The 22,764-nt window shown below is 64.6% G+C and carries 23 protein-coding genes; 8 read left to right on the top strand and 15 right to left on the bottom strand.

Annotated elements, in window-relative coordinates; all coding sequences use genetic code 11:
- The first annotated feature begins 42 nt into the window (after window positions 1-42).
- Window positions 43-915 carry a hypothetical protein gene (locus tag AB0366_RS16765; protein ID WP_366244891.1) on the top strand — a complete coding sequence of 291 codons (873 nt, stop codon included), beginning with the start codon at window positions 43-45 and terminating at the stop codon, window positions 913-915.
- Here AB0366_RS16765 and AB0366_RS16760 read toward each other — a convergent pair.
- A complete protein-coding gene (locus AB0366_RS16760; protein WP_366244890.1) occupies window positions 854-1,540 on the bottom strand; it encodes a TetR/AcrR family transcriptional regulator in 687 nt (228 codons plus the stop codon). The two genes, AB0366_RS16765 and AB0366_RS16760, sit on opposite strands and share 62 nt — an antisense overlap.
- Before the next feature lie 44 nt (window positions 1,541-1,584).
- On the opposite strand from AB0366_RS16760, the gene AB0366_RS16755 reads away from it, so the two are divergent.
- From AB0366_RS16755 to AB0366_RS16745, 3 genes are read left to right on the top strand one after another with little or no spacing between them, the layout of a single operon-like run.
- Window positions 1,585-2,769, top strand: a complete 1,185-nt coding sequence (locus AB0366_RS16755) for an oxygenase MpaB family protein (RefSeq protein WP_366244889.1) — start codon at window positions 1,585-1,587, stop codon at window positions 2,767-2,769.
- 39 nt (window positions 2,770-2,808) lie between these two features.
- Window positions 2,809-4,038, top strand: a complete 1,230-nt coding sequence (locus tag AB0366_RS16750; RefSeq protein ID WP_366244888.1) for a lipase family protein — start codon at window positions 2,809-2,811, stop codon at window positions 4,036-4,038.
- Window positions 4,032-4,922 carry an alpha/beta fold hydrolase gene (locus AB0366_RS16745; RefSeq protein ID WP_366244887.1) on the top strand — a complete coding sequence of 297 codons (891 nt, stop codon included), beginning with the start codon at window positions 4,032-4,034 and terminating at the stop codon, window positions 4,920-4,922. The genes AB0366_RS16750 and AB0366_RS16745 overlap by 7 nt, the downstream gene beginning before the upstream one ends.
- Before the next feature lie 22 nt (window positions 4,923-4,944).
- On the opposite strand, the gene AB0366_RS16740 is transcribed toward AB0366_RS16745, so the two are convergent.
- The 7 genes from AB0366_RS16740 to AB0366_RS16710 form a co-directional block, all read right to left on the bottom strand.
- Window positions 4,945-5,385, bottom strand: a complete 441-nt coding sequence (locus AB0366_RS16740; RefSeq protein ID WP_121871228.1) for an Hsp20/alpha crystallin family protein — start codon at window positions 5,383-5,385, stop codon at window positions 4,945-4,947.
- Window positions 5,386-5,559: 174 nt separating this feature from the next.
- Window positions 5,560-6,957, bottom strand: coding sequence for an MFS transporter (locus AB0366_RS16735; RefSeq protein ID WP_366244886.1), 1,398 nt, complete (start codon window positions 6,955-6,957; stop codon window positions 5,560-5,562).
- 159 nt (window positions 6,958-7,116) lie between these two features.
- A complete protein-coding gene (eda, locus tag AB0366_RS16730) occupies window positions 7,117-7,776 on the bottom strand; it encodes a bifunctional 4-hydroxy-2-oxoglutarate aldolase/2-dehydro-3-deoxy-phosphogluconate aldolase (protein ID WP_366244885.1) in 660 nt (219 codons plus the stop codon).
- Window positions 7,773-9,185, bottom strand: coding sequence for a mannitol dehydrogenase family protein (locus tag AB0366_RS16725; RefSeq protein ID WP_366244884.1), 1,413 nt, complete (start codon window positions 9,183-9,185; stop codon window positions 7,773-7,775). Before AB0366_RS16725 ends, eda begins: the two co-directional genes overlap by 4 nt.
- Window positions 9,182-10,132 (bottom strand): sugar kinase, encoded by a 951-nt coding sequence (locus tag AB0366_RS16720; RefSeq protein WP_366244883.1) that lies wholly within the window; start codon window positions 10,130-10,132, stop codon window positions 9,182-9,184. The genes AB0366_RS16725 and AB0366_RS16720 overlap by 4 nt, the downstream gene beginning before the upstream one ends.
- Window positions 10,133-10,140: 8 nt before the next feature.
- Window positions 10,141-11,346 carry a D-mannonate dehydratase ManD gene (manD, locus tag AB0366_RS16715; RefSeq protein ID WP_366244882.1) on the bottom strand — a complete coding sequence of 402 codons (1,206 nt, stop codon included), beginning with the start codon at window positions 11,344-11,346 and terminating at the stop codon, window positions 10,141-10,143.
- On the bottom strand, window positions 11,343-12,389 hold the full coding sequence (locus tag AB0366_RS16710) for an alcohol dehydrogenase catalytic domain-containing protein (RefSeq protein WP_366244881.1): 1,047 nt from the start codon (window positions 12,387-12,389) through the stop codon (window positions 11,343-11,345). The genes manD and AB0366_RS16710 overlap by 4 nt, the downstream gene beginning before the upstream one ends.
- Before the next feature lie 117 nt (window positions 12,390-12,506).
- On the opposite strand from AB0366_RS16710, the gene AB0366_RS16705 reads away from it, so the two are divergent.
- A complete protein-coding gene (locus tag AB0366_RS16705; RefSeq protein ID WP_366244880.1) occupies window positions 12,507-13,220 on the top strand; it encodes a GntR family transcriptional regulator in 714 nt (237 codons plus the stop codon).
- Between the two features lie 133 nt (window positions 13,221-13,353).
- A complete protein-coding gene (locus AB0366_RS16700; RefSeq protein ID WP_366244879.1) occupies window positions 13,354-13,854 on the top strand; it encodes a hypothetical protein in 501 nt (166 codons plus the stop codon).
- A gap of 36 nt (window positions 13,855-13,890) precedes the next feature.
- On the opposite strand, the gene AB0366_RS16695 is transcribed toward AB0366_RS16700, so the two are convergent.
- Entirely contained in the window at window positions 13,891-14,481 is a 591-nt protein-coding gene (locus tag AB0366_RS16695; RefSeq protein ID WP_366244878.1) for a LysE family translocator, read from the bottom strand.
- Between the two features lie 53 nt (window positions 14,482-14,534).
- On the opposite strand from AB0366_RS16695, the gene AB0366_RS16690 reads away from it, so the two are divergent.
- Window positions 14,535-15,089, top strand: coding sequence for a CGNR zinc finger domain-containing protein (locus AB0366_RS16690; RefSeq protein ID WP_366244877.1), 555 nt, complete (start codon window positions 14,535-14,537; stop codon window positions 15,087-15,089).
- Entirely contained in the window at window positions 15,086-15,481 is a 396-nt protein-coding gene (locus tag AB0366_RS16685) for a VOC family protein (protein WP_366244876.1), read from the top strand. The genes AB0366_RS16690 and AB0366_RS16685 overlap by 4 nt, the downstream gene beginning before the upstream one ends.
- Before the next feature lie 265 nt (window positions 15,482-15,746).
- Here AB0366_RS16685 and AB0366_RS16680 read toward each other — a convergent pair whose 3' ends face one another.
- The 6 genes from AB0366_RS16680 to AB0366_RS16655 all read right to left on the bottom strand — a co-directional run bounded on the left by AB0366_RS16680 (window position 15,747) and on the right by AB0366_RS16655 (window position 22,685).
- A complete protein-coding gene (locus AB0366_RS16680; RefSeq protein WP_366244875.1) occupies window positions 15,747-16,862 on the bottom strand; it encodes a fused (3R)-hydroxyacyl-ACP dehydratase subunits HadA/HadB in 1,116 nt (371 codons plus the stop codon).
- A gap of 50 nt (window positions 16,863-16,912) precedes the next feature.
- Window positions 16,913-17,881 carry an Hsp70 family protein gene (locus AB0366_RS16675; protein WP_366244874.1) on the bottom strand — a complete coding sequence of 323 codons (969 nt, stop codon included), beginning with the start codon at window positions 17,879-17,881 and terminating at the stop codon, window positions 16,913-16,915.
- Between the two features lie 140 nt (window positions 17,882-18,021).
- The gene (locus AB0366_RS16670) at window positions 18,022-18,309 is read right to left on the bottom strand and encodes an ANTAR domain-containing protein (RefSeq protein WP_317549531.1); all 288 of its coding nucleotides are present in this window, start codon (window positions 18,307-18,309) and stop codon (window positions 18,022-18,024) included.
- 151 nt (window positions 18,310-18,460) lie between these two features.
- Complete coding sequence (locus AB0366_RS16665; RefSeq protein WP_366244873.1) at window positions 18,461-19,570, bottom strand: hypothetical protein; 1,110 nt, start codon at window positions 19,568-19,570, stop codon at window positions 18,461-18,463.
- Between the two features lie 81 nt (window positions 19,571-19,651).
- Window positions 19,652-21,094, bottom strand: a complete 1,443-nt coding sequence (locus tag AB0366_RS16660) for a CYTH and CHAD domain-containing protein (protein ID WP_366244872.1) — start codon at window positions 21,092-21,094, stop codon at window positions 19,652-19,654.
- A gap of 55 nt (window positions 21,095-21,149) precedes the next feature.
- Window positions 21,150-22,685: an Hsp70 family protein gene (locus AB0366_RS16655; RefSeq protein ID WP_366244871.1), complete on the bottom strand. Its 1,536-nt coding sequence runs from the start codon at window positions 22,683-22,685 to the stop codon at window positions 21,150-21,152.
- Window positions 22,686-22,764: the final 79 nt, after the last annotated feature.

The following is a 22,764-nucleotide window of genomic DNA, read 5'->3' as shown; positions in this document are numbered from 1 at the left end:
CAGTCGCAAACACCCCTGCCGAAGTGCGTCTACCGTGCTTGCATGACGTGGCGATACGCGACAAGGCTGTTCCTCATCATCGCCGTCATCATCGTCGGTGCTGTTGCATGGAACGTGACCGCGCCCAAGCGACCGGTTGCCGGCATCGTCCCCGCCGACTCGCTGCAGTGTTCGATTCCATTCCCTGACCGCTACTTCGGCGGCGACCCCCACGCAACCGTTCCGTCGGACTTCGAGCCTGTCGCTGCGATCACCTGTGATCCATTCTTCGGCGAAGAAGTCGCGCCCGACCGGACCGTTGACTATTCCGAACACCGCTGGGAAGGCGACTTCTCCGAGGCCGTCGCACTGCTCAATCGCCGATCCGAACATTCGACGTGGTTCTCCGACAGTTGCGCGGACGGCTACAGTCTCGCGGTTCTCGAGGAATTCTGGTTGCTCGACAGTCGAGGACGGGCGGTTCGCCCCGGCTTCCCCACCGATTCCTGCGGCCTGCCGAAACCCGGTGGGCTCAACGCAATCACCGAACTCGCGGAAGTAGAACGGATCGAACACCGAACGCTGCTGTCGGATGATCAGATCAGAACCTTCTTCGGATGCCTGCCCGTATACGCAGCACCTCAGATCGGGTCGACGCAGTCGGCCGCCCCGTCTGCCATCAGCAGCTGGTTCTGTCGTTTCGACTCAGAGCGATTCGAAGGCACAAAGCCCATAGCGACATCGCTGTCTTTGGAGACACTGCCGCTTGCATCACCCTGCGATTTGGCTGCGACCACCGTCGCCACTTTGCAGTATTCCGACGCCGATTCCTACGACCGATTGCTGACCGTCGAACTCGACGGATGTCGCCGCGTCATTCCCGACGGTCATGCCCCGCTTCAGGCGTCGGATTCGATGTTGGCTGCATTTCGGTAGTGTCGGCACCCTCGAACGCAGCGAGCAGCATGCGAGCCGTCGTGGCCACCAACATCGTTCGGTCCGAGCCCGTGGGCCTGAACAACGCGACTCTCATGCACAGGCTCGCGGTGGCACCCATCGTCAGGAACACGAGATCGTCGAGGGCGTCGTCGTCGAGATCGGGTCGGATGCGAGTGGGCAAGATGCGCGCCAGGGGCAGCAGTGGACGTTCGATCTCTTTCCACTGGCCACCCAATTCCGAACCACCCGCTGCGAAAGCCGTCCGGACCACCGCCTCGTGTTCCTCGAACGCAGAAGTGAGTGTCTCGACGATGGTGACGATCGCGTCGGCCGGTGCTTGATCCATTGCGCGACCGATTCCGGTGGCCAGCCGCATCGTGATGTCGTGAATCGTTGCGGTTCGCAGCTCGTCCATGACGGACTCGATGTCGGTGAAATAGCGATACACGGTGCCGATGCTGACGTGCACGTGCCGTGCGAGCTGGTACGTCGTCGGGAGGTAGCCGGGCTTCTTCTGCAACAGCTCGATGGTTCCGGTCAACAGCCGGGCCCGCATCTCGACGGCGCGTTGCTGACGCGGAGTCGATCGCGGTCGCGGTGACGACGGGCGTTGGGCGGGCATGAAAGTGAATAGTAAGTGAGGAATTCTCGTGTTCCACTGAAAGTATGAATACTCGCGCTCCCAGTGGGCTGGTTCGCACCGACGAGGCCGTCTCGATGCACGGCCAGGCGGGACGCGAGTGGCTCGACGCGATGTGGCGAGCCGATCCGCTCGCCGATCGAGTGCTCGACGAGGACTTCGGTTCCTCGTCGTCCACTGCCGCCGTCTCCGCCGCTCTCACGAACGGAATCGACCCCGATGCCCCGGCTGCGCTTCGAAAGCTGTTCGCATTTCTGGACTCCGAACCGGACTGGGTCGATCACGACCGCCTCGACCGCGCCGCCGACGCCCTCGTCCGCTACAGCGCGGTGATGGGGATCGTGCTGGGAGCGGCGTCGTTGCTTCGCGGCGCGGAGAACTCCATTGCCGGCAAACCACTGGCCATCACCGGACGATACGTCTCGCAACCGGCCATTCGCTCCATCGAAGTGGGCAACTGGCTGCAGAAAGTCATCTCCCCGGGCGGAATGGCCAGGCACGGAGACGGATTCGCCTACACGGTGCGCGTGCGAATGATCCACGCCCACGTGCGACGAGGAATCAGACACCTCGGCACGTGGGACGACGAAGCCTGGGGTGTGCCGATCCCGCAGCCGTACATGGCGTTCACGATCGCCGAGTTCGGCCACATCGCGCTCGACGCCATGCACCGGGTCGGCGTGCGCTTCACCGACACAGAACTCGGCGATATCTACCACCTGTGGCGCTACGTCGGACATGTCGTCGGCGTCGACCACGAGCTCAACCCGATCGACGAATCGGACCACATCCGCATCGAGCAGCTGTACCGACTCACCTCCCCTGGCCCCAGCCAAGACGACCGGGACTTCGTCGCCGCCCTGACCGACGACTATCTGGTGCCCGAACTCGCCAACCTGCTACCCGGGCCCCATGGGGTGACCCACGCGGTGGCGTCGGCGACGATGTCTGCCCTGCAGCGCGTGTTGATCGGCGACGAGGCGTCGGACGATCTGCACATCCCGGCTTCGTCACTCAAGCACGTCGTGTCGCTTGTCGGGCCGCTGCTCCCGCTGGTGAACAGAGCGCGCACGCTCCGGGCCGGCGGACCGAGTGAGCTGACGCGGCGGTCCTACCTGGTGCGCGACGCCGAAATGCAGCGCATGCGCGCCGGCTACCGGGTCACTCACGAACTGGTCGACGACGTCCACCGGACGCATACGGGCAGTTGAGCCTGCCGGTTATCGCCACGGTCTGGTAGACACGCGGGAGTGAATGCCATCAGTCGACCGAACCGAGCTCGACGCGTCGGGGCCGCACTCGCGGCGTCCACCTGCGCGGTGACCGCGCTCGTCGGGTGCAGCTCCACACCCGAGTCCGAGCCCGCGACCACGCCCGCCGAGACGACGACCGCACCGGCCCCGCAGTACGACCTCACGGGAGTGCCGGGCACCGTTCTCGATTCCGAGGACTTCGGCGATCGATCGGCAGAGCTCTCCGACACCGGCGCCACGCTGTACCGATTCGTCTACGAGTCCACCTCGGGTGTCGACAATTCCCCCACGGCGGTCTCCGGAGTGGCAGCCGTTCCGGCAGGCACCCCGCCCGAGGGCGGTTGGCCGATCGTCGTCTACGGGCATGGCACCACCGGAGTGCAGGCCGACTGCGGACCCACCTTGTATCCCGACCTGCTCGGCTACCAGTTCGCTGTGCAGGACTTCACCGAACTCGGCTACGTCACCGTGCTGCCCGACTACCAAGGCCTGGGCACCGGCGGCGGCACGCACCCGTACCTGGAACCGCGCACCTCGGGACACAACATGATCGACGCGGCCCGCGCAGCCCACACCGCGCTACCCGACGTCTCCACGCGCTGGGCCGCTGTCGGCCTGTCGCAAGGTGGCCAAGCCGCCTGGGCTGCAAACGAACTCGCCGCTTCCTACGGTCAGGGCTTGGACCTGGTGGGATCGGTGTCACTGTCACCGCCGACCGACCTGAAGCCGCTGGTGCAGGCCGGAATGGACGGAACCCTCACCACACCGCAGAAAGAACTGATGCCGTCCGTGCTCTACGGCGCACAACAGGTCGATCCCTCGATCGACCCGAAGAACTACAGCGGCAGCGTCGCCGAAGAGAACAACGAGCTCCTGCTCACCTGCCAGGGTGGAGACGTCGAAGGCAAGGAGCGGGCCGTCGAGGCGATGGCACCGGACGAATTCGCTGCCGACTCAGCACAATCCGGGCAACAGCTGCTCGACGTGATCGATCGCTACACACTTCCCCAGGTGCGAACCGAGGTGCCCATGTTCGTGGCCTACGGCGCGAAAGACGACATCGTGCTGCCGCAGTGGACCGCCGACGGCGTCCGAAAGGCCTGTGCCCTGGGCGATTCGGTCGTTGCGCAGGAACAACCAGAACAGGGCCACGATGTCAGCGACGAGGCGGCCATGCAGTTCCTGGCTGCCGTGTTCGCAGGCCAATCGGTACCCAGCACATGCTGACGGCCAGCTCTGCGACCGAGAGAATCACCGAGTACACGCGCGACGGTTTCGTGTTCGACGTCCTCGACCAGGGACCGCTTGACGGCCCGGTCGTGTTGCTGCTGCACGGATTTCCCGAACGAGCATCGTCATGGTCTGCGGTGATGGCGATACTCAACGACGCCGGGATGCGCACGATCGCCCCGGATCAGCGCGGCTACTCGCCGCGCGCTCGGCCGAACGGCCGGCGCGACTATCGCGTCGGAGCGTTGGTGGACGATGTGACCGCCTTGATGGCGGTGATCGGACGACCGGTCCACCTGGTCGGACACGATTGGGGAGCGAACATCGCCTGGGTCACCGCTGGCCGACACCCCCGACTCGTTGCGTCGCTGACGGCGTTCTCGGTTCCGCACCCGGGTGCCTTCATGACTGCCCTGCTCACCTCGAAACAGTTCCGACTTTCCTGGTACTTCGCGTTCTTCCAGCTGCCGATCCTGCCCGAGCGATGGATGACGAGACCGGGCAAGAGGGCCGAGAAGTGGTACGAGAAAAGCGGAATGAGCGAATCCGATCTCGCCCGAACCGTGGAGGAGGTCGTCGACTACGGGTCCATGCACCACGCGATCACCTGGTACCGCGGACTGCCGTTCTCGAACCCGGGCATCGGCCGGCTGCGCATCACCGTGCCGACGTCGATGGTGTGGAGCGACGGAGACACGTTCATCGGACGATCCGCCGTCGAGGGTGCGCAACGCTACGTCGATGCCCACTACACATTGACGGTGTTACCTGATGTGTCGCACTGGATTCCGACCCAAGCACCGGATGCCGCGGCCGCTGCGATCCTGACCAACGCCGAACTCGCAGTTACGCAGGGTTTCGGGTCCGATTCGTCTGCATAACTGCGAGCTCGTCGGCGCTGGATCAGCTGGTCTGGGTCTCGATGGTTCGCTGTGTGTTGTCGTGGGCGATCTCGATCTTGCGCGGCTTGGCACGGGCCGCGAGGGGAATCGTCACCGTCAGCACGCCGTTGTCGTAGGACGCCGAGATCTTCTCCGCGTCGACACCGTCACCGAGCGAGAGCTGGCGGCGATACGTTCCGGCGAAACGCTCCGACGAAAGCCACTGCACGCCATCACTGGTAGGCGCGGTGCGATGCGCGGTCAACGTGAGAGTGCCACGATCGACGTCGACATCGATCGAGCCCGGATCGACACCGGGCAGATCCGCGTTGAGAACGTAGTGGTCATCGAGTTTGTACAGATCCATCGGCATGAACCTGGGTGCGCGGTCCGAACCACTGGTCGCGCCGAGCATCCCGGCAGCAATGGAATCGAGGTCACGGAACGGATCGAAGCGAAGCACAGCAACCACCTCCTGTACGACGATGCGTCCGCCCCAGCGGCGGGCCGCCTCTCACTGTGCGAGACCCAAATTAGCACTCTCCACCGGAGAGTGCCAAGAGGGGTGTCCGAACTTTTCGTACCAATTGCGTTGCAGTGGTGCAGCTATGGATCGGGCCGCACCACTGCACACACCTCAGGCTGCGTCGTTGAGCCTGACGAGATCGCGACCCTTGGTTTCCGGTGCCAGGTACGACGACACCAGGGTGATCGCCGAGTAGATCACGAGCATCGCCGCGATGGGCCACCAGCTTCCAGTCCACGCGGTGAGGCTGGCGGCGAGCAACGGTCCGATCGCGGTGGCGAGGATGCCGCCGATTTCCTTGGCCAATGCGAGTTGGGTGAAGCGGGTGCGCGCGCCGAACAACTCCGCCATCGTCACGCTCTCGAGCGAGAAGAGGCCGAGCACACCAAGGTTGAGAGCCAGCACCATCGCGACGACGAGGGCTACGGTGTTGCCGCTCGTGACCATCAGCATCAGCGGGAAAGCCAGAATCATCGTCAGCGCACTGAGCACCATGTAGATCGGGCGACGACCGAACCGGTCGCCCAGGATACCGACGATCGGAATGGTGGCGAAGCCGATGAGCGAGCCGTAGACGATCGCACTGGTGGCAATCGAACGATCGATCAGCAGCGTCGACGCGATGTAGCCCACCAGGAATGTCTGGATCAGTCCGGAGTTGCCGGCCTGACCGAACCGCAGACCCAGTGCGATGAAGAACGCGCGGCCCTTCTTCTGCTTGAGGCCCGACTCGAGCACGCTGACCTTCAGTTCCTCGTCGGTCTTCTCGATCTCGTCGCGCGAAAGAGCCACACCGTCGACCACGTCGGCGCGCTCTTCGAAGACCGGGCTTTCCTTCAGGTTCGAGCGCAACCACACCGCGAAGATCATCAGGAAGAAGCTCGCGAGGAACGGGATGCGCCAACCCCAGCTGAGCAACTGATCCTCGGACAGGACAGCGAGCAGCAACGCCCAGATGGCCGACGCGGCAAGTGTTCCGGAGTTGGTGCCCAAGGACACGAGCGACGCGATGAGACCCCGACGCTTGTCCGGGGCATATTCGACCAACATGACCGTGGCACCGGCGATTTCGGCTCCGGCACCGAATCCCTGGATCAGACGGAGGGCGACGAGCAGGATCGGGGCCATGATGCCGATCGCGTCGTACGTCGGCAGCGCACCGATCAGCGTGGTGGAGGCACCCATCATCGCAATGGTGATGAACAGGACCTTCTTTCGACCGATCCGATCGCCCATCCGGCCGAAGTAGATGGCACCGACCAGGCGGGCCACGTAGCCGACGCCGTACGTGGCCATGGCGGCGATCAATCCGATCGCCGGGCTCACGTCGGGGAAGAAGATGCGATTGAAGACGATCGCGGCGGCGAGCGAATACAGCTGGAAGTCCATGAACTCCATTGCCGTACCCAGCCAACCGGACATCGCGGCCTTGGTGAGGTCTTTGGTACTGCGAGTCGAGACGGCGGTGTTACCGCGATCGTCCGTCGATTCGTTGGTGTCTTGTGACATCCGAAGCTCCATTGCTGGTGATGATCGATGAGTTCATGATGCGAGTTCGCTGCGGGCCTCCGCGAGACCTGTGCCTCATCGAGGAGGGTTGGTGGCGCTCGCCACAGTGATATACAAGCACTGTTATACCAATACGTCAATGGCCCTTCGCGAACCGAACTACGTGGTGGACAGCCCACTCGCAGAACGGGCCAACTCCTCTATCGCCGCCCAGTCCCCCGCCTGCACGAGCGACCGCGGCGTGAGCCAACTACCGCCGACGCACACCACGTTCGGTAGCGCCAGATAGTCGACGGCGTTCCGAGGAGTGATGCCGCCGGTGGGGCAGAACGTCAAGTGCGGCAACGGACCCGCCAGCGCACCCAATGCCGCCGCTCCACCCGACGACTCGGCGGGGAAGAACTTCATCTCGGTCGATCCACCCTCGGCAACCGTCATCGCTTCGGTCGCAGTCGACACTCCCGCCAGAAGAGGAACTGGTAACGCGCTGGCCGCGTCGAGCAGGCCGCTCGGTGATCCGGGCGAGACCAGAAATCTCGAGCCGGCATCCACCGATCTCAGTGCATCCTCGCGGGTCAACACCGTTCCCGCGCCTATCACCACTTCCGGCACGTCCGCGGCAATTGCCGCGATGGCACCGAGCGCCGCCTCCGACCGCAACGTCATCTCGATGATGCCAATACCGCCTGCGTACAGTGCGCGTGCCAGCGGAACTGCGTCCTCGACTCGATCGATGACGACGACCGGAATCACCGGACTGACGTGCAATACATCACGGGCGGTGAGGTTTTCGGTAGGTGCAGCGGGTTCGGAGGTCATACCAGCACTCGTTTCCACTCGCTCAGCGAGTCGGTCCGTAGGAAGTCGGTCCACGCAACCACCTGCGTGCCGAACGGTGAACTGGCCCCGAGATCGGGCCCGAAGATGGACTCGACAGCGAGCAGATCCGACGCCGATCCGGCACCCGTCAACTGCGCCGACAACGGATCGTCCAGCGCACGTCCGGCTTTCGTCTCGTCGAGCACGAATGCGCACCAAGCCGCAACGGCGAGGGCAAGCATGTCCGTCGAACCACCGGCGGCCGTGGCGTCGCGCACGGTTCCCAGTAGACGCGGACCGAGCTTCTGCGATCCGTCCATCGCCACCTGCCGGGTGGTGTGTTTCAGCGCCGGATTGGCGAATCGCGCACGAACCTCGTCGCCGTACCCCACAGCGTCGATTTCGACGGTGGCAGTCGGCGCAATGTCGCGGACAACCATGGTCCTGCAGATCTCGTCGAGCACCGAATCTGCGACCGCCTCGGCGATGGTCTCGTGCCCGCGGAGGATGCCGAGGTACGCCAGCACCGAGTGAGTGGCATTGAGTACGCGCAGCTTCATCGTTTCCCAGGGCTCGACGTCCTCGACGAACTGCACGCCCACTCGTTCCCACGCCGGACGTGGACCCGCGAAATCGTCCTCTATCACCCACTGCCGAAACGGCTCGCACACCACCAGGGCGTCGTCGCGCAGGCCTGTTCTTCGCTCGTTGTCGGCTCGGTCGTCCTCGGTCGTGGCGGGCACGATTCGATCGACCATGCTGCTGGGGAACGTGACCCGACGCGTGATCCATTCGGCCAGGCCGTCGTTGCTGCCGCGAGCGTCGACGAAGGCGTGGACCAACTCGGACAGAACGCGCCCGTTCGACGGCAGGTTGTCGCAGCACAGCACCGTAAGGGGCGCCTCGACACCCATTCGCCGAGCCAACCCCGCGGCCAACTGCCCGACCACCGTCCGCGGCGGCCTACCGCTCAGATCCGCCACGATCTCCGCATCGTCGAGACGCAGTCGACCCGACGCAGGGTCGAGTCGATACCCCTTCTCGGTGACCGTCAGAGTGACGATGTGCGTTGCCGGATCGGCGATCGCCTCGACCACCGCGCCCGGGTCCGCGGCTGCGTTCCGCACATCGAGCATCGAACCGACGACGGTGGCCGTCGACTGCTCGGTTCCCTTCTGCACCAGGGTGAACAACCCGTCCTGTGGGGCGAGCTGTTCCACCACGGTGTTGCTCCGCTGGGTGAACCCCGTTATCCCCCAATTCGTCTCACCGGTCAGCAACGCTGCCTCGTACGTGAAGGCCGCTTGGTGCGCCCGGTGAAAGGCGCCGACGCCGAGATGCACGATTCCGCTCGAGGTGGGACGGACGACCGCGGCGGTCGCGTCGGACAAACGTGTGGAGGCCGTCATGTCGCCACTCGCTCGTTGAGGTACCGCTCACTGTGGCGTCGAATATCGTCGAGCGGTGCGATGAGACCGGTGCCGCCGCGTCCGCCGACGCTCAGCGATGCCGCTGCCGCAGCCATGGCCGCGGCCTCGCGAAGATCTTCGCCGAGAGCGAGACGCGCCGTCAGGGTTCCGGCGAACACGTCACCGGCACCGGTCTGATCGATCACCTGGAGGGCGGGGATCACCGGCTGATGAGACCGTCCATCCTCGGTGAAGATGCTGGACCCTTCGGAACCCTGGGTGACCACCACAGAGCGCGCACCCCACCCCATCAGAGAGGCCGCGGCGCTCACCGGATCGTATGTACCGAGAAGCAATTCGATCTCACTCGGTGCCGACGGAACAATCACCTCGCAATAGGGGGCGATGTTCTGCAGGAACTCTCGGGCCTGCTCGGCGGTCGTCAATCTAGGACGGAAGTTGGGGTCGTAAACGAATCTGCTCGAATGCTGCGCGACGTGCAGCATCGTGCGGGCGAGGGTCGGCGACAGCGCCGCCGCGATTCCGCCGCCCAAGACGGCACCCGCGTGCTCGATCACGCCCTCGGGCAGGTCCGCCACGTCGAGCTGGCTGCCCACCGATCCGGCTCGGGCGTAGGAGAACTGGCGATTGCCCTCCGGATCGATGTGGAGGAAGTAGACACCCTGCTGACCGGGGACTCGCCGAATGTAGGCGTCGTCGATGCCGAGTTCACGAATTCGCGCACAGACGGCGTCGCCGAGTTCGTCGTCGGACACCCGCGCGACGAGCGCGACCGAAGCGCCCGCAGCAGCGGCAGCGGCACCTGCGTTGACGACATCTCCCGATACCCCGAGCACAGCGCCTGCACTGTGCCGGAAGGCCTCGGTGGTCGACACCTCGACGAGCGGCTCGCCGAGCAGGACTACATCGAACTGCGTTGTGGTCATGTGGCGCTTCACCAATCGTGCATACTGCCGTCGAGACGGCGATTGACGGGCAGATACTTGGGGTTGTACGGGTACTTCGCGGCAGCCTCTTCGTTCACCTCGACGCCGATACCGGGCTGGTTTCCCGGATGCATGTAGCCGTCGGTGAACGTGTAGCTCGTCTGGAACACATCGCCCGTCGGGTCCACATGACCCATGTACTCCTGCACGCCGAAGTTGGGAATCGACAGATCCACATGTAGTGCAGCTGCGAGCGATACCGGTGAAAGATCGCCTGCGCCATGAGATCCGGACCGAACGCCGTACAGATCCGCGAGCGAGAAGATTCGGCGCAGATGGGTGATACCGCCGGCGTGCGAGACCGACGCCCGGATGTAGTCGATCCACCGGTTGGTGATCAAATCCTGACAATCCCAGATCGAGTTGAAGATCTCGCCGACGGCGATCGGGGTGGTTGTGTGCTGGCGAATGACCGCGAAGGCGCTCTGATCCTCGGCGGGGGTGGGATCTTCGATCCAGAACATGCGCATCTCTTCGAGGTCGCGCCCGAGACGGCCGGCTTCGATCGGACTCAGGCGATGATGCACATCGTGGAGGAGGTGGAAGTCGAATCCGTGACGCTCTCGAACGGCACCGAGCATCTGCGGCGCGAACCGCATGTACGGGGCGGTATCCCACGAATCCTCCTGCGGCGCAGCTCCGGAGGCGGGCTCGTAGAAACCTTCGACCGGAATTCCGTAGGTCTTCTTCAAACCGGGAATGGCCGACTGGGCGCGAATCGCTTTGTAGCCCTTGTCGAGATGAGCCTGGACGTCGTCGAGCATCTCTTCGATGCTGCCACCGCTAGCGTGACCGTAGACCATGATGCCGTCCCGTGCCGCACCGCCGAGGAGTTGGTAAACCGGCATATCGGCGGCCTTGCCCTTGATGTCCCACAGTGCGACGTCAACCGCTGCGATGGCCGTCATCGTTACCGGCCCCCGCCGCCAGTACGCACCCTTGTACAGGTACTGCCAGATGTCTTCGATCCGATGTGGATCGCGTCCGATCAACAGCGGCGCAATGTGATCCTTCAGGTACGACTCGACCGCGAGCTCGCGTCCGTTCAGCGTCGCATCACCCCAGCCGACGATGCCCTCGTCGGTGGTGATCTTGAGCGTGACGTAGTTGCGGCCCGGAGCCGTCACGATGACGGTGGCATCGATGATTTTCATTGCGGTCCTTGCGAAGTGGTGTCGATGACGATCTTGAGCTGGGTGGGGTCGGTGAGCGCGGCCTCGAGCGCGGCGGCAGATTCGGCCAGCGGGTAGGTCGATGTGACCAGTGCGGCGAGGTCCACTCGCGCCGACCCGGCGAGGGCGATCGCATCGGCGAATGCCGAAGGGCCGTAACGGAAGCACCCGCGGATGTCGAGCTCCCAGCGTTGCACTGCCCCGATCGGGAACTCGGCGAGCGCGCGCCCCGGCACGCCGACAAGCGCCAGGATGCCTGCCGGGCCAAGCGAGCGTGCCGCGTCGGCAATGGCTCCGGGATGGCCCGAGCAGTCGAACGCGATGTCGAATGCGGCCTCGGGCAGTGCGTCCTCACCCGAAAGCAGAGTGGCCGTGGCACCCAGTGCTGCCGCGACCTCGAGCCGCGCAGGTGCGACGTCGGTGATGGTCGTCTCCGATGCGCCCAGGGCAATGACCGTCTGCAGAACCAGCAGGCCGATCGGCCCTGCTCCGGTGATCGCGATGCGCTTGCCCAACACCGAGCCGACCCGGGCGGCAGCCCACGCCGCGACGGCCAACGGCTCGATCAGTGCCGCGACGCCATCGTCGATCGAATCCGGGATCTGGTGCGCGAATTCGGCTGCGAGAACAACGGATTGCCGTAGCAGTCCGTGATTCGGTGGGGATCCGAAGCAAACGACGCTGGGGCAGACGTTGTAGTGACCGCTCAGACTCAGCGGTGACGTGCTTTTCGGGATCGCGGGTTCGATGGCCACTCGCTGGCCGATGCGATCCTGGGACACTCCCGCACCGACCTCGGTGATGACCCCGAATCCCTCGTGCCCCAACACGGTGGGCTGCGTCAGCGAGTTGGTGCCGTTGCGGCCGTCTGCGTAGTAGTGCAGGTCCGAGCCGCACAGGCTCACGCCGTGTACTTCCACTCTGACCTGATCGTCGGCGACCTGCATCCGGTCGATCTGCTCGATCCTCAGGTCACGTGGACCGTGTAGAACGGCCGCCTCGTCGTTGCCGCCGATCAATGCCATCGCTGTGGAGCCTCCGCCGTAGTGTTGAATATCAGTACTACCATACTAGTGACGGAGAGCACTTCGTCAAGGCATCGGCACTGTGGGTCACCCAGCACCCCGCGTTAGTCTTGACCGGTGAGCACACAGAGCAGCAGGAAAGTCACTGCACGGGAGCGGGCGTACCGAGAGTTACGCCTACGCATCGTTTCCTTGACGCTCGCCCCGGGTAGCCCGCTGTCGGAAAACGAACTGGCCGAGCAGATGTCCGTGAGCCGCACACCCGTCCGCGAGAGCCTGATCCTGTTGGCCGAAGAGGGACTCGTTCAGGTCTTTCCGCAACTCGGTACGTTCGTCTCACGCGTCGACACCGAGCGTGTCGCCGACGCCCAATTCGTCCGGGAAGCAATCGAAACCGCGTCGCTCAGCGATGCCGTCAACTCTCGCTCGAACGAGGACCTCGCTGCGTTGCGCGCCAATCTGGCAGCGCAGGCCGAGCCCGGAATCGACATGGATCAATTCTTCGAGCTGGACGAGCAGTTCCACCAGTTACTTCTTGCGGCCGGTGGACACTCCGCCGCATGGCGATCCGTCGAATCCGCGAAAGCCCACCTGGACCGGGCACGACGACTCGGCCTGCGTGACACGCGGCCCATCCCCGACCTCATCGCGCAACACACCGCAATAGTCAACGGCCTCGAAGCACGAGATTTTGAGGCGGCCGCCCGGTCGATGCGCGAGCATCTGCGCGCCGTGTTCGCCGATGTGGAATACATCAAGAGCAAGAGCCCACACCTGTTCTCCAACAGCAACGAGCGCCCGACGCGGAAAGTCGTCTCGAGTTGGGAATGAGTGCGGCTCCGCCGCAGTGGTGTCGCGAAGTTCCGCAGGAAAGGCCAGGCGCTGGAGTCGGACGCGTCGCTACGGGACCGCACTCCCAAGTACGATCCGAACACGGGGATAGTCCACTGAGCGAGTCATCCTGATGCGCTGGACCGCAATAGTTTTCGGTCTGACCCTGGCCACGGCGTTGTCATTTCTGTGGCACTTCGCCGCGCCCCTTGCGCCCTTCGACCCAGCGGCTATCTCCGGCGAGTCCGGAAGCATATCGATCCTCGGTTATGCGCAACTGTTCACCGAACAGGGTTCGCCGTGGTTTCCGTCTTCGCTCGCCATCAGCGCGCTGACACTGTGCACGGTTGCAGCGGCAGCATGGATTCGCGGATCTCGGCAGTCGCTGTTCTGGTGGCCCTTGCCGATTTCGGTGTTTCTGGGAGGTTCCTTGTGGGCCGCCGCCACCCTCAGTCCTCCGCCGGTCTCCGGCATTGCCTTGGTTCACCCCGACTCGATGGCCGCGCAGATGTCGGAGTCGCCGCTGTTCAGAGAGTCGAGTCTCATATTCTTGACCGAATGCCTGACGGCGTCGATCGTGATCGGTGCCGTGTTCGCCGGCATCCAGCACATAGTCGACCGACGCCGACGGTGACGCAGTTCTGGGCCTGCCCGGCATCGTCCACTTCGACTACATCGCCTTGCCCACGAATGCCACACCTATGCCGATGAACAGCACTCCGACTGTTCTGTTCCAGAGCTTCGAGGTCGCCGAACGACCGATCAGGCGGCCGACAGCTGCGGTGACCACCGCCCAGACTGCCAGTCCTATTGCTGCATCGACGATTCCGAGGATCCCGACCTGCAGGGGAAGCGAACCATCGGGGTCGACGAACTGCGGCAGGATGGCGACAAAGAACAGAATTGCCTTGGGATTCAGGAGATTCGTCGTCAGACCCATTCGAAACCAGCGGACATCCGTAGCCGCCGATGACGAAGCTGCCGAATCCCGCAACGCCGCGATTCCCAACCAGACCAGATAGAGCCCTCCGAGTACCTGAATTATGTTCAGCACCAATGGTGACCGCGAGATCAGCAGCGATACTCCGATGACAGCCGCGACCATGTGCACGCACAGTCCGGCCTGCGCACCGAGGCCCGCCCTCCACCCCGCGCTGCGGCTGTTCGCCGCCGCCCGGGCCACCACCGCGAAGTCGGGGCCGGGTATCGCGTACGCCAGCAGCACAACGCCGAGGAACGGCAGCCATTGAATGTCCGTCATCATCTCGACGGTATCTGATGCTTTTTGATTGGTAAACCATTAGAGTCAGAAATATGGGTTGGACCTGGCTCGGCGACCACTTCGCACTCGACGTGGTCAACACCGTGCAGTTGCAGCGCGGCACCTACGCCGAGTTGATCAATTCGGCCGCCGACCTCCAGGAGTGGGCCGAACTGCAGGGGGGTCGAGTACCCGAGGCCATCCCCGCCGAGGCCGACGTGGACACATTTCGGGTGACGCGCGATCACATACTGTCGCTACTGCGGGCGGTGGCGTCGAACATGGATGTTCCGGACGAAAGCGTCGAACACATCGACGACATTGCGCGGAGACTCCCGGTGACCCGCCGAATCGATATCGGAGACGGCGGTGGCGTCGGACATGTTGTGGGAACGGCAGATCCGATCGAATCCCTCCGTGCGCGTGCTGCGTCGGCCGTCATCGACCTATTGAACGGGCCGGATCGGGATCGACTGGCTTTGTGCGACGCGCCCCGATGCGGTCAACTGTTTCTGCAGGATCGGCCCAATCAGCAATGGTGTTGCCGCGCATGCGGGAATCGCGCACGTGCGGCCCGACACCACGCAAAGGAGAAGCGCGGATCATGAACATTTCGGTACGCCAGGTGGTACTCGACTGCACGGACGCCCGCCAACTCGCCGAGTTCTATCGGCAACTCCTGGGATTCGAGTACGTTCCCGGCGACGCCGAACCGATCGACCCGGACTGGCTCGCCATCAACGCACCCGACGGCTCGTGGCGCATCGCATTTCAGCAGATCGACACTCTTCCCGAAGCAACATGGCCGGACGGTGAACACCCCCAGATGCTGCACCTTGACTTTCGCGTCGACACCGTCGAACAACTCGACGAAGAGCACTCGCGCGCAATCGAATTGGGTGCGCGACTGTTGCGGGATCTGCGAGATGACCCAGAAGAGCCGATCCGAATCTATGCCGACCCGGCCGGCCACCCCTTCTGCATCTTCGTGGGGGGATGAACCCAGCGCACATCCACGCCGCTCACATGAATTCACGCCCGCTACAGGGGGTGTGGATTACGACGAAGGGCGTTAATGCTGCTGCATCCTGCACATCAGCTCCCCAGATATGGATACCCGACGCCGATCGGAGTCGGAAATCCAAAACCGAGGAGCCGATCCGCGGCAAAGGCGACCACGCCCACCAACTCGCCAGTCAGCCGGGCATCGAGTGGTGTGGTCAAGTGCCGCCCGGGGCACTCAACCACACCACTGCCGCAGGCACTCAGCCCAATTGCACTGTTGCCGTAGCGCGGTGACCGAAGATTCGCTTGCCCTCGAATGTCGCGCCCAGTGAGATCACTGCAGTACGCGTCGCCTCGTCCTTCGACTTGATCTTGCCGGTGAAGACGATTTCGGCGGCCTTGTGGGTGTCCACGGGAATGGGGGTGGTGAAGCGGACGGTGTAATCCTTCACAGCGCCCGGGTCGCCGAGCCACTCGGTGATGTAACCGCCGCCGACGCCCATCGTGAGCATCCCGTGGGCCAGCACGTTCTCGAGATCGATCAGCTTGGCGAACTGCTCGCTCCAGTGAATCGGGTTCGCATCGCCGGCAACGCCCGCGTAGTTGACCAGATCACCGCGGGTCAGGCGCACCGTGCGCGACGGCAGTTCGTCTCCGACGTTCACGTCGTCGAACTTCTGCGTCGGCCGACCCCGGTACTCCTCGATGATCAGCGGCTCGTGTTCCTGCGGAGTGGACAGAGTGTCGTGCTCACTCGAATCGGCACCGCTGGTATCGGTCGTCGCGCCGAACATCACCAGATTCTGCGCGGACTCGGCGATGGCCGGATCGATCTCGCCGGACCGACCGACGAGGAGCGTGGTGTACGTGGTCTGCACCAGTTCGTTCTTCTGGTTGGACACGACGTTCTTGGTGACCATCATGTCGCGACCCATGACCGTCTTGAACGAGTCGAGCGAGACATCGCACGTCAGCTGATCGCCGGCAAGGATCGGCTTCTGGAACACCAGCACCTGATCGGTCTGCAGAATCTGGCTCAGGTCGTAGCCCTCGGCGATGGACTGGAGAAGCTTCTTCTGCGCGAGGGTGCCGACCAGCGACATGAACGTCAGAGGTGCGACGAGAGCGCTGTGACCCAGCGCGGCCGCGGCGTCACCGTCCCAGTGGGCGGGGTGGAAATCCTGGACGGCGCGGGCATACTCACGGACCTTCTCGCGGCCCACCTCGTAGTAGTCCTCGGTGCGGTAGTGATAACCGACCATGCTCCGAGCATGCTCTGCCGGATCGAATGCTTCCCCGTCGGTTGCTGCCGTACCGGACTCCGCTACCTGCTCTGCCACTGTTGTCCCACCGTCTCGTACCCCACTGTTCACCATTACCCGAGCAACTTACCGAACAACGGCGTTCGTTGGCCAGGCCGGAGGGTTCAAGCCGAGCGGTGTCGCGGAGAGTCGTGGTAGCCCACCATGCCCACCATCGAGGCGTGTTGCGACGGCGCAACGTTGGCGATCGTGGCACCACGCGGGCGATGTCGGCGCGACGCGACCGCGTCGACCGCCATCAGAGCCGCACCGTGCGCGGTGAGGGACTCCGGATTGGCCGGCGCAACGACCGGCAGCAGCAGATCCCGACGAAACAGGCGCCGCAGCGTCGGGATGTTGGCGCAGCCGCCGACCATCACCAGGGCGTTCACGGCGCAGGGTGCGTCGACGATGACACTGGCCACCCAGTCCTCCAAAGAGCGAATACTGCGCTCGAGGACATCGTCGAAGGTATTGCGCCACAACCTGACAGGACCACCGATGAAGGGTCCGGCAACTTCCGCCACCCGCAGTCGAGAAAGCTGCTCGCGTGCCGTGCGGACCGACACCGCCAATTCTGCGCGGGCGTGATCGGACGTCAACTCGTCCGCTCCGTACGTCGAGAGCAAGTAGCGGGCGAGCTGCTCGTCGCAGCTGTTGCCTCCGAACAGCGTGGTGCGCACCGAACTGAAGACCGTACCGCTGGCCGGGTCTGCGACGGACACCGTGGTGCCGGACGCCCCGATGTCGCAGACCGCGACGGTGCGAGCGCCCTCGAGCTGGCCCGTGCCCCACAGATACCGCAGCTGAGCACCGAGTTCGGAAGCGACCAGCAGGCGATCGGCCTCGTAGGTGGAGTAGGCGGACGTACGCGCGCGAGCACCGGGATCGTCGGGTACGGCCAACACGATGTCGGTTCGGTCGACCATCTGGTCGCGTGACATGGAGTCCAGCAAGTCGATGGCAACCTGCAGGTGGTCGTCAGGATCGAACGAGTGAACGATGTGGGCCGACCGCACCGACTCGTCGATCGCATCGACTGCGACCCCTCGGGCAGTGGCGGAACCCACCGAAACACCAAGGACTGTTCTCATGATTCCTCGACTCGACTGGCTACTCCGACCTGCCGATAGTAACCGCCGAACCGCCGCCTGGACAGCAATCTCGGTATTTGAATGAACTTTTGGTTTGTTTTGGGAGATATGACAAGCAGCGAAACTCGTACAGTCCGATCTCAGGCGACGTGATCGTAAGGATCTCGACGGTCCGCCAGCAGTGGACCCCACTCCTCCTGCGCCGACGACATCGCCGCACAGGCGACACCGTTGGCCGAGTCCATCCCACGCGCGGCCGCGACGATGGAACGGGCGGACTGCACCAGCGAGACATCGAAACGGAAGCTGTGCGCCGCCAATTCGGCGAACGCATCCTCCGGACTACAGCCACGCAGCGCGATGAGAACACCCACTGCCCTGTCGATAGTCGTGCGGGTCACCGGTTCTACTGCGGGATGGTCGGTCATCGGATACTCACCGTCTACTGGTCGATCACTCGATGGTAGCGACGCGTGAGCAGAAGTTCAGGTGTCGGAGTCGAATTCACATACCCGTCACGCGAAGGACTTGTCCAAGTATCAAAGCCGCTCGCTCACAATGGAATCAACGAATCGGAGGCTATTCGACCGGATCCGCCGACGGTTCTGCATCGGTGGTGGGCTCGGTGGTCTCCGGAACCTCGGTGGTCGGCTCGGACGGGTCCGTGGACGGCACCTCGGGTTCGGGTTCCGGCTCGGGCGCAGGATCGACGGTCGGCGTTTCCTCTCCGCCCGAATCACCACCACCCGAGTCACCACCGCCCGAGTCACCACCACCCGAGTTGCCGCCGCCCGCATCGCCGTCCGAGTCGCCACTGCCAGCGTTACCGCCTCCGCCCGTGACCACGCCCGGTCTGCCGCCACCCGATTCGACGACACCGGAGTTGCCGCCACCCGAAGACACCTCGCCGAACGTGGTGGGGACCGGACCCACAGGGACTGCTTCACTCCAGGTACCGACCGGCACCGGCCCGTACACGGGGGCCTCGAACAACCCGGCCTCGACGGGCGGAACAGCCGACGGGCCAGGAGGTGGGACCGCCGAATCGGCGACCACCGCCACCGAAGACGACGCGGCTTCGCCGTCTCCGCCCGACGGCATCTCCGCGACATCCGCGGTGTCGACCACGGGATTCTGTGTCGGACCGGCCGCCGACAGCGCCCACACCGTGGCTCCGCTCAGTGCGGCGAGAACCGCGACGCCCAACCCGATCATCGTCAGTCGGGCACTGCGCGGCGTACCGGCCACATCGCCGTCGGAACCACTCCAGTCCTCGTCGACCGCCTCCGCAGGGACGGCCACCGGCTCACCCGTCCACTCGATGGGAGCGGCAGCGGTGCCGATCAGTGCCGCCGCGATGTCCAGCGAATAGTCGGCATCCAGCCGTGGATCTCCGGCATCCACCACTCCGACGTCGCGAACATGATGAGCGGCCAGAGCAGCGCGAACGATCCCGCAGAGCGCGATGCTGTCGCAGACCACCCCGGAACCGCTGATCAGCAAGTCGTTCTGAGCCGCTTGCACCCTCATGATTCCGAGCATCGTGGTGACGGCGTCACCGACACCGCCGGGAACCGCGGACACGGACACGGTGCGAGTGGAAATGGGCCCGAGTTCGGGCAGATCGTCCTCGACCAGCGAAGCAGACACTTCTTCGACACCGACGTGCACCCCGAGCGCAATGGCCATGATCGTCGACTCCCCCGAATTCGATTCCGACTCAGAGTACCCTTCGAGCCTCGAATCGGGGAAATATACCGGTTCAGGCGATCAGAACTCCAACCGACTCGCCTCGTCCCGGGCCATCTCGGCGGCACGGCGCTCGCGCTCGAAGAGCAGGCCGAAGGTGAAACCGTTCTCCCCGGCCGTCGTCCCTGCTCGCGCGCCGAGAGTCCGCAGAATTTCGGCCGCGATCACCGCATCCTGATGCTCTCCCAGCACCTCTTGAATCGTCTTGAAGTGCTTGATGTTCGCTTTCGACACCTTCTTGTCCACCACCGGCGCGACCAACTCGGCCGCGTACCGCGCGCGCTTCGACGCCTTCCGTGCGCGATGCAATGCCTCGTCGTCGGTGCCGCGCACGGCACTCTTCGTGCGATCGATCGCCTTCTTCCCGGCCTTGCGCGCAAGCTTGACCAACACTCGGTCGGTGACCTCACCGTCGATCGGTAGCCCGCGCGACCACTCCGACAGCGTCGTGAGCAGCGCGCGGTATCGCTCTCCGTCGAGTTCGGTCATCGCAGCCTCGCGGTACCGAATCTGCTCGGCCAGCAGATCGTTCTCGATGCGCGACGCCACCGGCCCGAGCACCAGCTCGGGCGGCAGTTCACGCAACGCCGCAGCGAACCGAGCACGCTGCACCTGACGATCGCGGACCTCGCCGAGAATGCTTGCATACCAGGACAGTTCGGCCTCGAGCTGCGCGGCGGGCTCGTCCTCGAACAGACTCCCGAACACACGTAGGGTACTGCGGTATCGCCGAATCGCCACCCGCGTGGAATGGATCGGATCCAGCCCTCGACGCAGGTAGACATCGCCGGCGACGATCGCCTGTGCCTGATCGTCGAGGTAGTCCGCCAGCAGCGCAGCCCCGGGTTCGGCGGGCACCTGGCGCACCACCGACAGTGCCCGATCCAACTTCGACGGATGCGCCGACGGACGAGCGCCGGCAGCGCGCAGTACCTTGCCCGCCTTCTTCAGAAACGACTCCGACCCTGCGGGTCCGAGTTCCACCTCGACCTCTCGCCACTGCGGACCGGTCGCCCCGCCGATCAGAACGACAGAGACCTCGTCGTCGGCAACTTCCGCGACCACGGCCCCATCGGCGTCGGACACGGTGTGAATGGTTCGACGCGTCGTCAGAGTCGCGACCGCGGACAACTCCGCGCCCATCACCGCACCGCGCAGCACGTCGTTCAGCTCGTCCGGCACCGCATTGTTCGCACCGTTGCCGAGGGGGAGCCGAATCTCGGTCCGCGCCTTCTCCGCCGGGACCTTCGCATGCCAGCCGTTGTCGGAATCACCGGTACGACGCCGCAGCGTGATTCCGCGTCGCAACAGGTCGTGGCCGGCAGTGTCGAAGTACTCACTGCTCAGGTCGGTCTCGCTCGACACCAGTGCACCGCCGGTCGGCACCAGTGAAGCGAGAGTGGGCAACTGAAAATCTGCGTCGACGTCGAACTTGTCTTCGCGCTCGGTCTGAATCGACTCCATACTGCTCATCCTGCCTCGAGTACCGGGGCCGGCGGCGTCGGAAAGCGCAGACCGGTCAGCGACGCGGAAAGTCGAAGTCCGGGAACGGAAAATCGAACGTCCGAGTCGACCGCGTGGTGGTGGTCGGACGCGGCGTCGTCGTGGCCCGGGTCGTCGTGGCGGGGCGCGTTGTGGTCGAACGAGTCGTGGTGGCAGGTGGGACCGTCGTCGGCACCGCGGTCGACCGATCGCGGGTGGGCCTGTCGGGTGCCGTCGTCTCCTCTATGTCCGACGGCGCACTGGTCGTGGCCACGGTGCGCCGATCTGCGGTGGTGCTCGCCCCGCCCGTCGTGGTCGGCGCTTCGGGCGAGGACGACGTTGCCGGCGCGTCGACCGGAGGGGAGCTCTGCGTCGTCGTGGTCTCGAGCGGCAACGACGACCCGGTGGGGTCGGCGGGTGACCCGTCTGCGGCAGGCACCACGGACTGCGACCGAGCGGTCTGCGACGAATCCTGCGAAATGTTCACCGACGGCGCCGGATCGTCGCCGCTCGTCCGTGCCGCCGCAGTGACCACGGTGCCCGCTGCACACACCGCGACGAGTGCCGCGAGCGCGCCACCGAGGTGACGAGACTTGTTGGCCCTGGTCATCCGCTTGGAGGAGGTGTCGCTGTGCCGCGGCCGCTTCGAGACCACCGGGGCAACCGCGGCCACCTCGAAGTCTGCGGAATCCCGATCCGCCGCAACGAACCGATCGGTGAGCACCTCGGGCGGTGCCGGTGCGGGCCGCAGACCCACCGTCCGAGCGATCCCAGCAGCGCCGTGCGCAGCCAGCAGTTCCGGCTGCTCCGGCACGTAGACCGGCATCGACACCGCGTCGAACAGGACCTGCCGAATTATCTGCATGTTGGCACCACCGCCGACTGCGACGATGGCGTCGACGTGAACGCCCTGCGCGCCGACCGCGTCGAGCACGTCGACGGCCATCGAGACGGCTCGGTGCACGGAATCGCCGATGAGCTCGTCGAGATTGCCACGCCACAGCGATGCACGGCCGCCGACGAACGGTCCGATGATCGACACACTGCGAAGCAGAGCCAGTTCGTGTTTCCCGTCGCGGACGTCGTGGACGAGCCGCCTACGAGCCTCGACCGTCAGCGCCTCGGCCGCACCGAACGTCGCGATCAGGTGATCGCACAGCACCCGATCGCAGTCGTCACCACTGAGGGCATCCGTTCGACGCGACGCGAGGACATCGCCGCTGTCGATGTCCACCACGGAGATCGACGTACCGGATGCGCCGACGTCGAACAGAGCGACGCAGCGCTCGCCGGCCAGCACACGCGTCTCACGCAGTGCACCCAACTGCGCACCGAGTTCGGACACGAGCACAACGCCGTCGGAGAAGTCCTGGTCGTAGGCCGTCCTGGGGTCGCTTTCGCGCAGTGCGAGCACCGGATAGAAGTCCGCTGACGCATATTCGGTCGCCAGATTGTGTACCGAGGTGATGACGGCATCCCACGGATCGGGAGCGAGGCCGTTGGGTGCGGGCCGGGATGCGACGGGTTCGTGCACTTCCAGGACAGCACCGGGGCGAGCGTTGTCACTGATCACGCTGCGCAGACCACTCGACCCCAATGAAGCGCCGAGTACGGACACATCGGGAACCGCGGACACTAGAAACCTCGCTCTG

The sequence above is a fragment of the Rhodococcus sp. NPDC076796 genome (genome assembly GCF_040702765.1).
In the GTDB taxonomy this organism is placed as follows: domain Bacteria; phylum Actinomycetota; class Actinomycetes; order Mycobacteriales; family Mycobacteriaceae; genus Rhodococcoides.
Note: the sequence above shows the minus strand (reverse complement) of the source record. Positions and strands in the feature narration are given on the sequence as shown.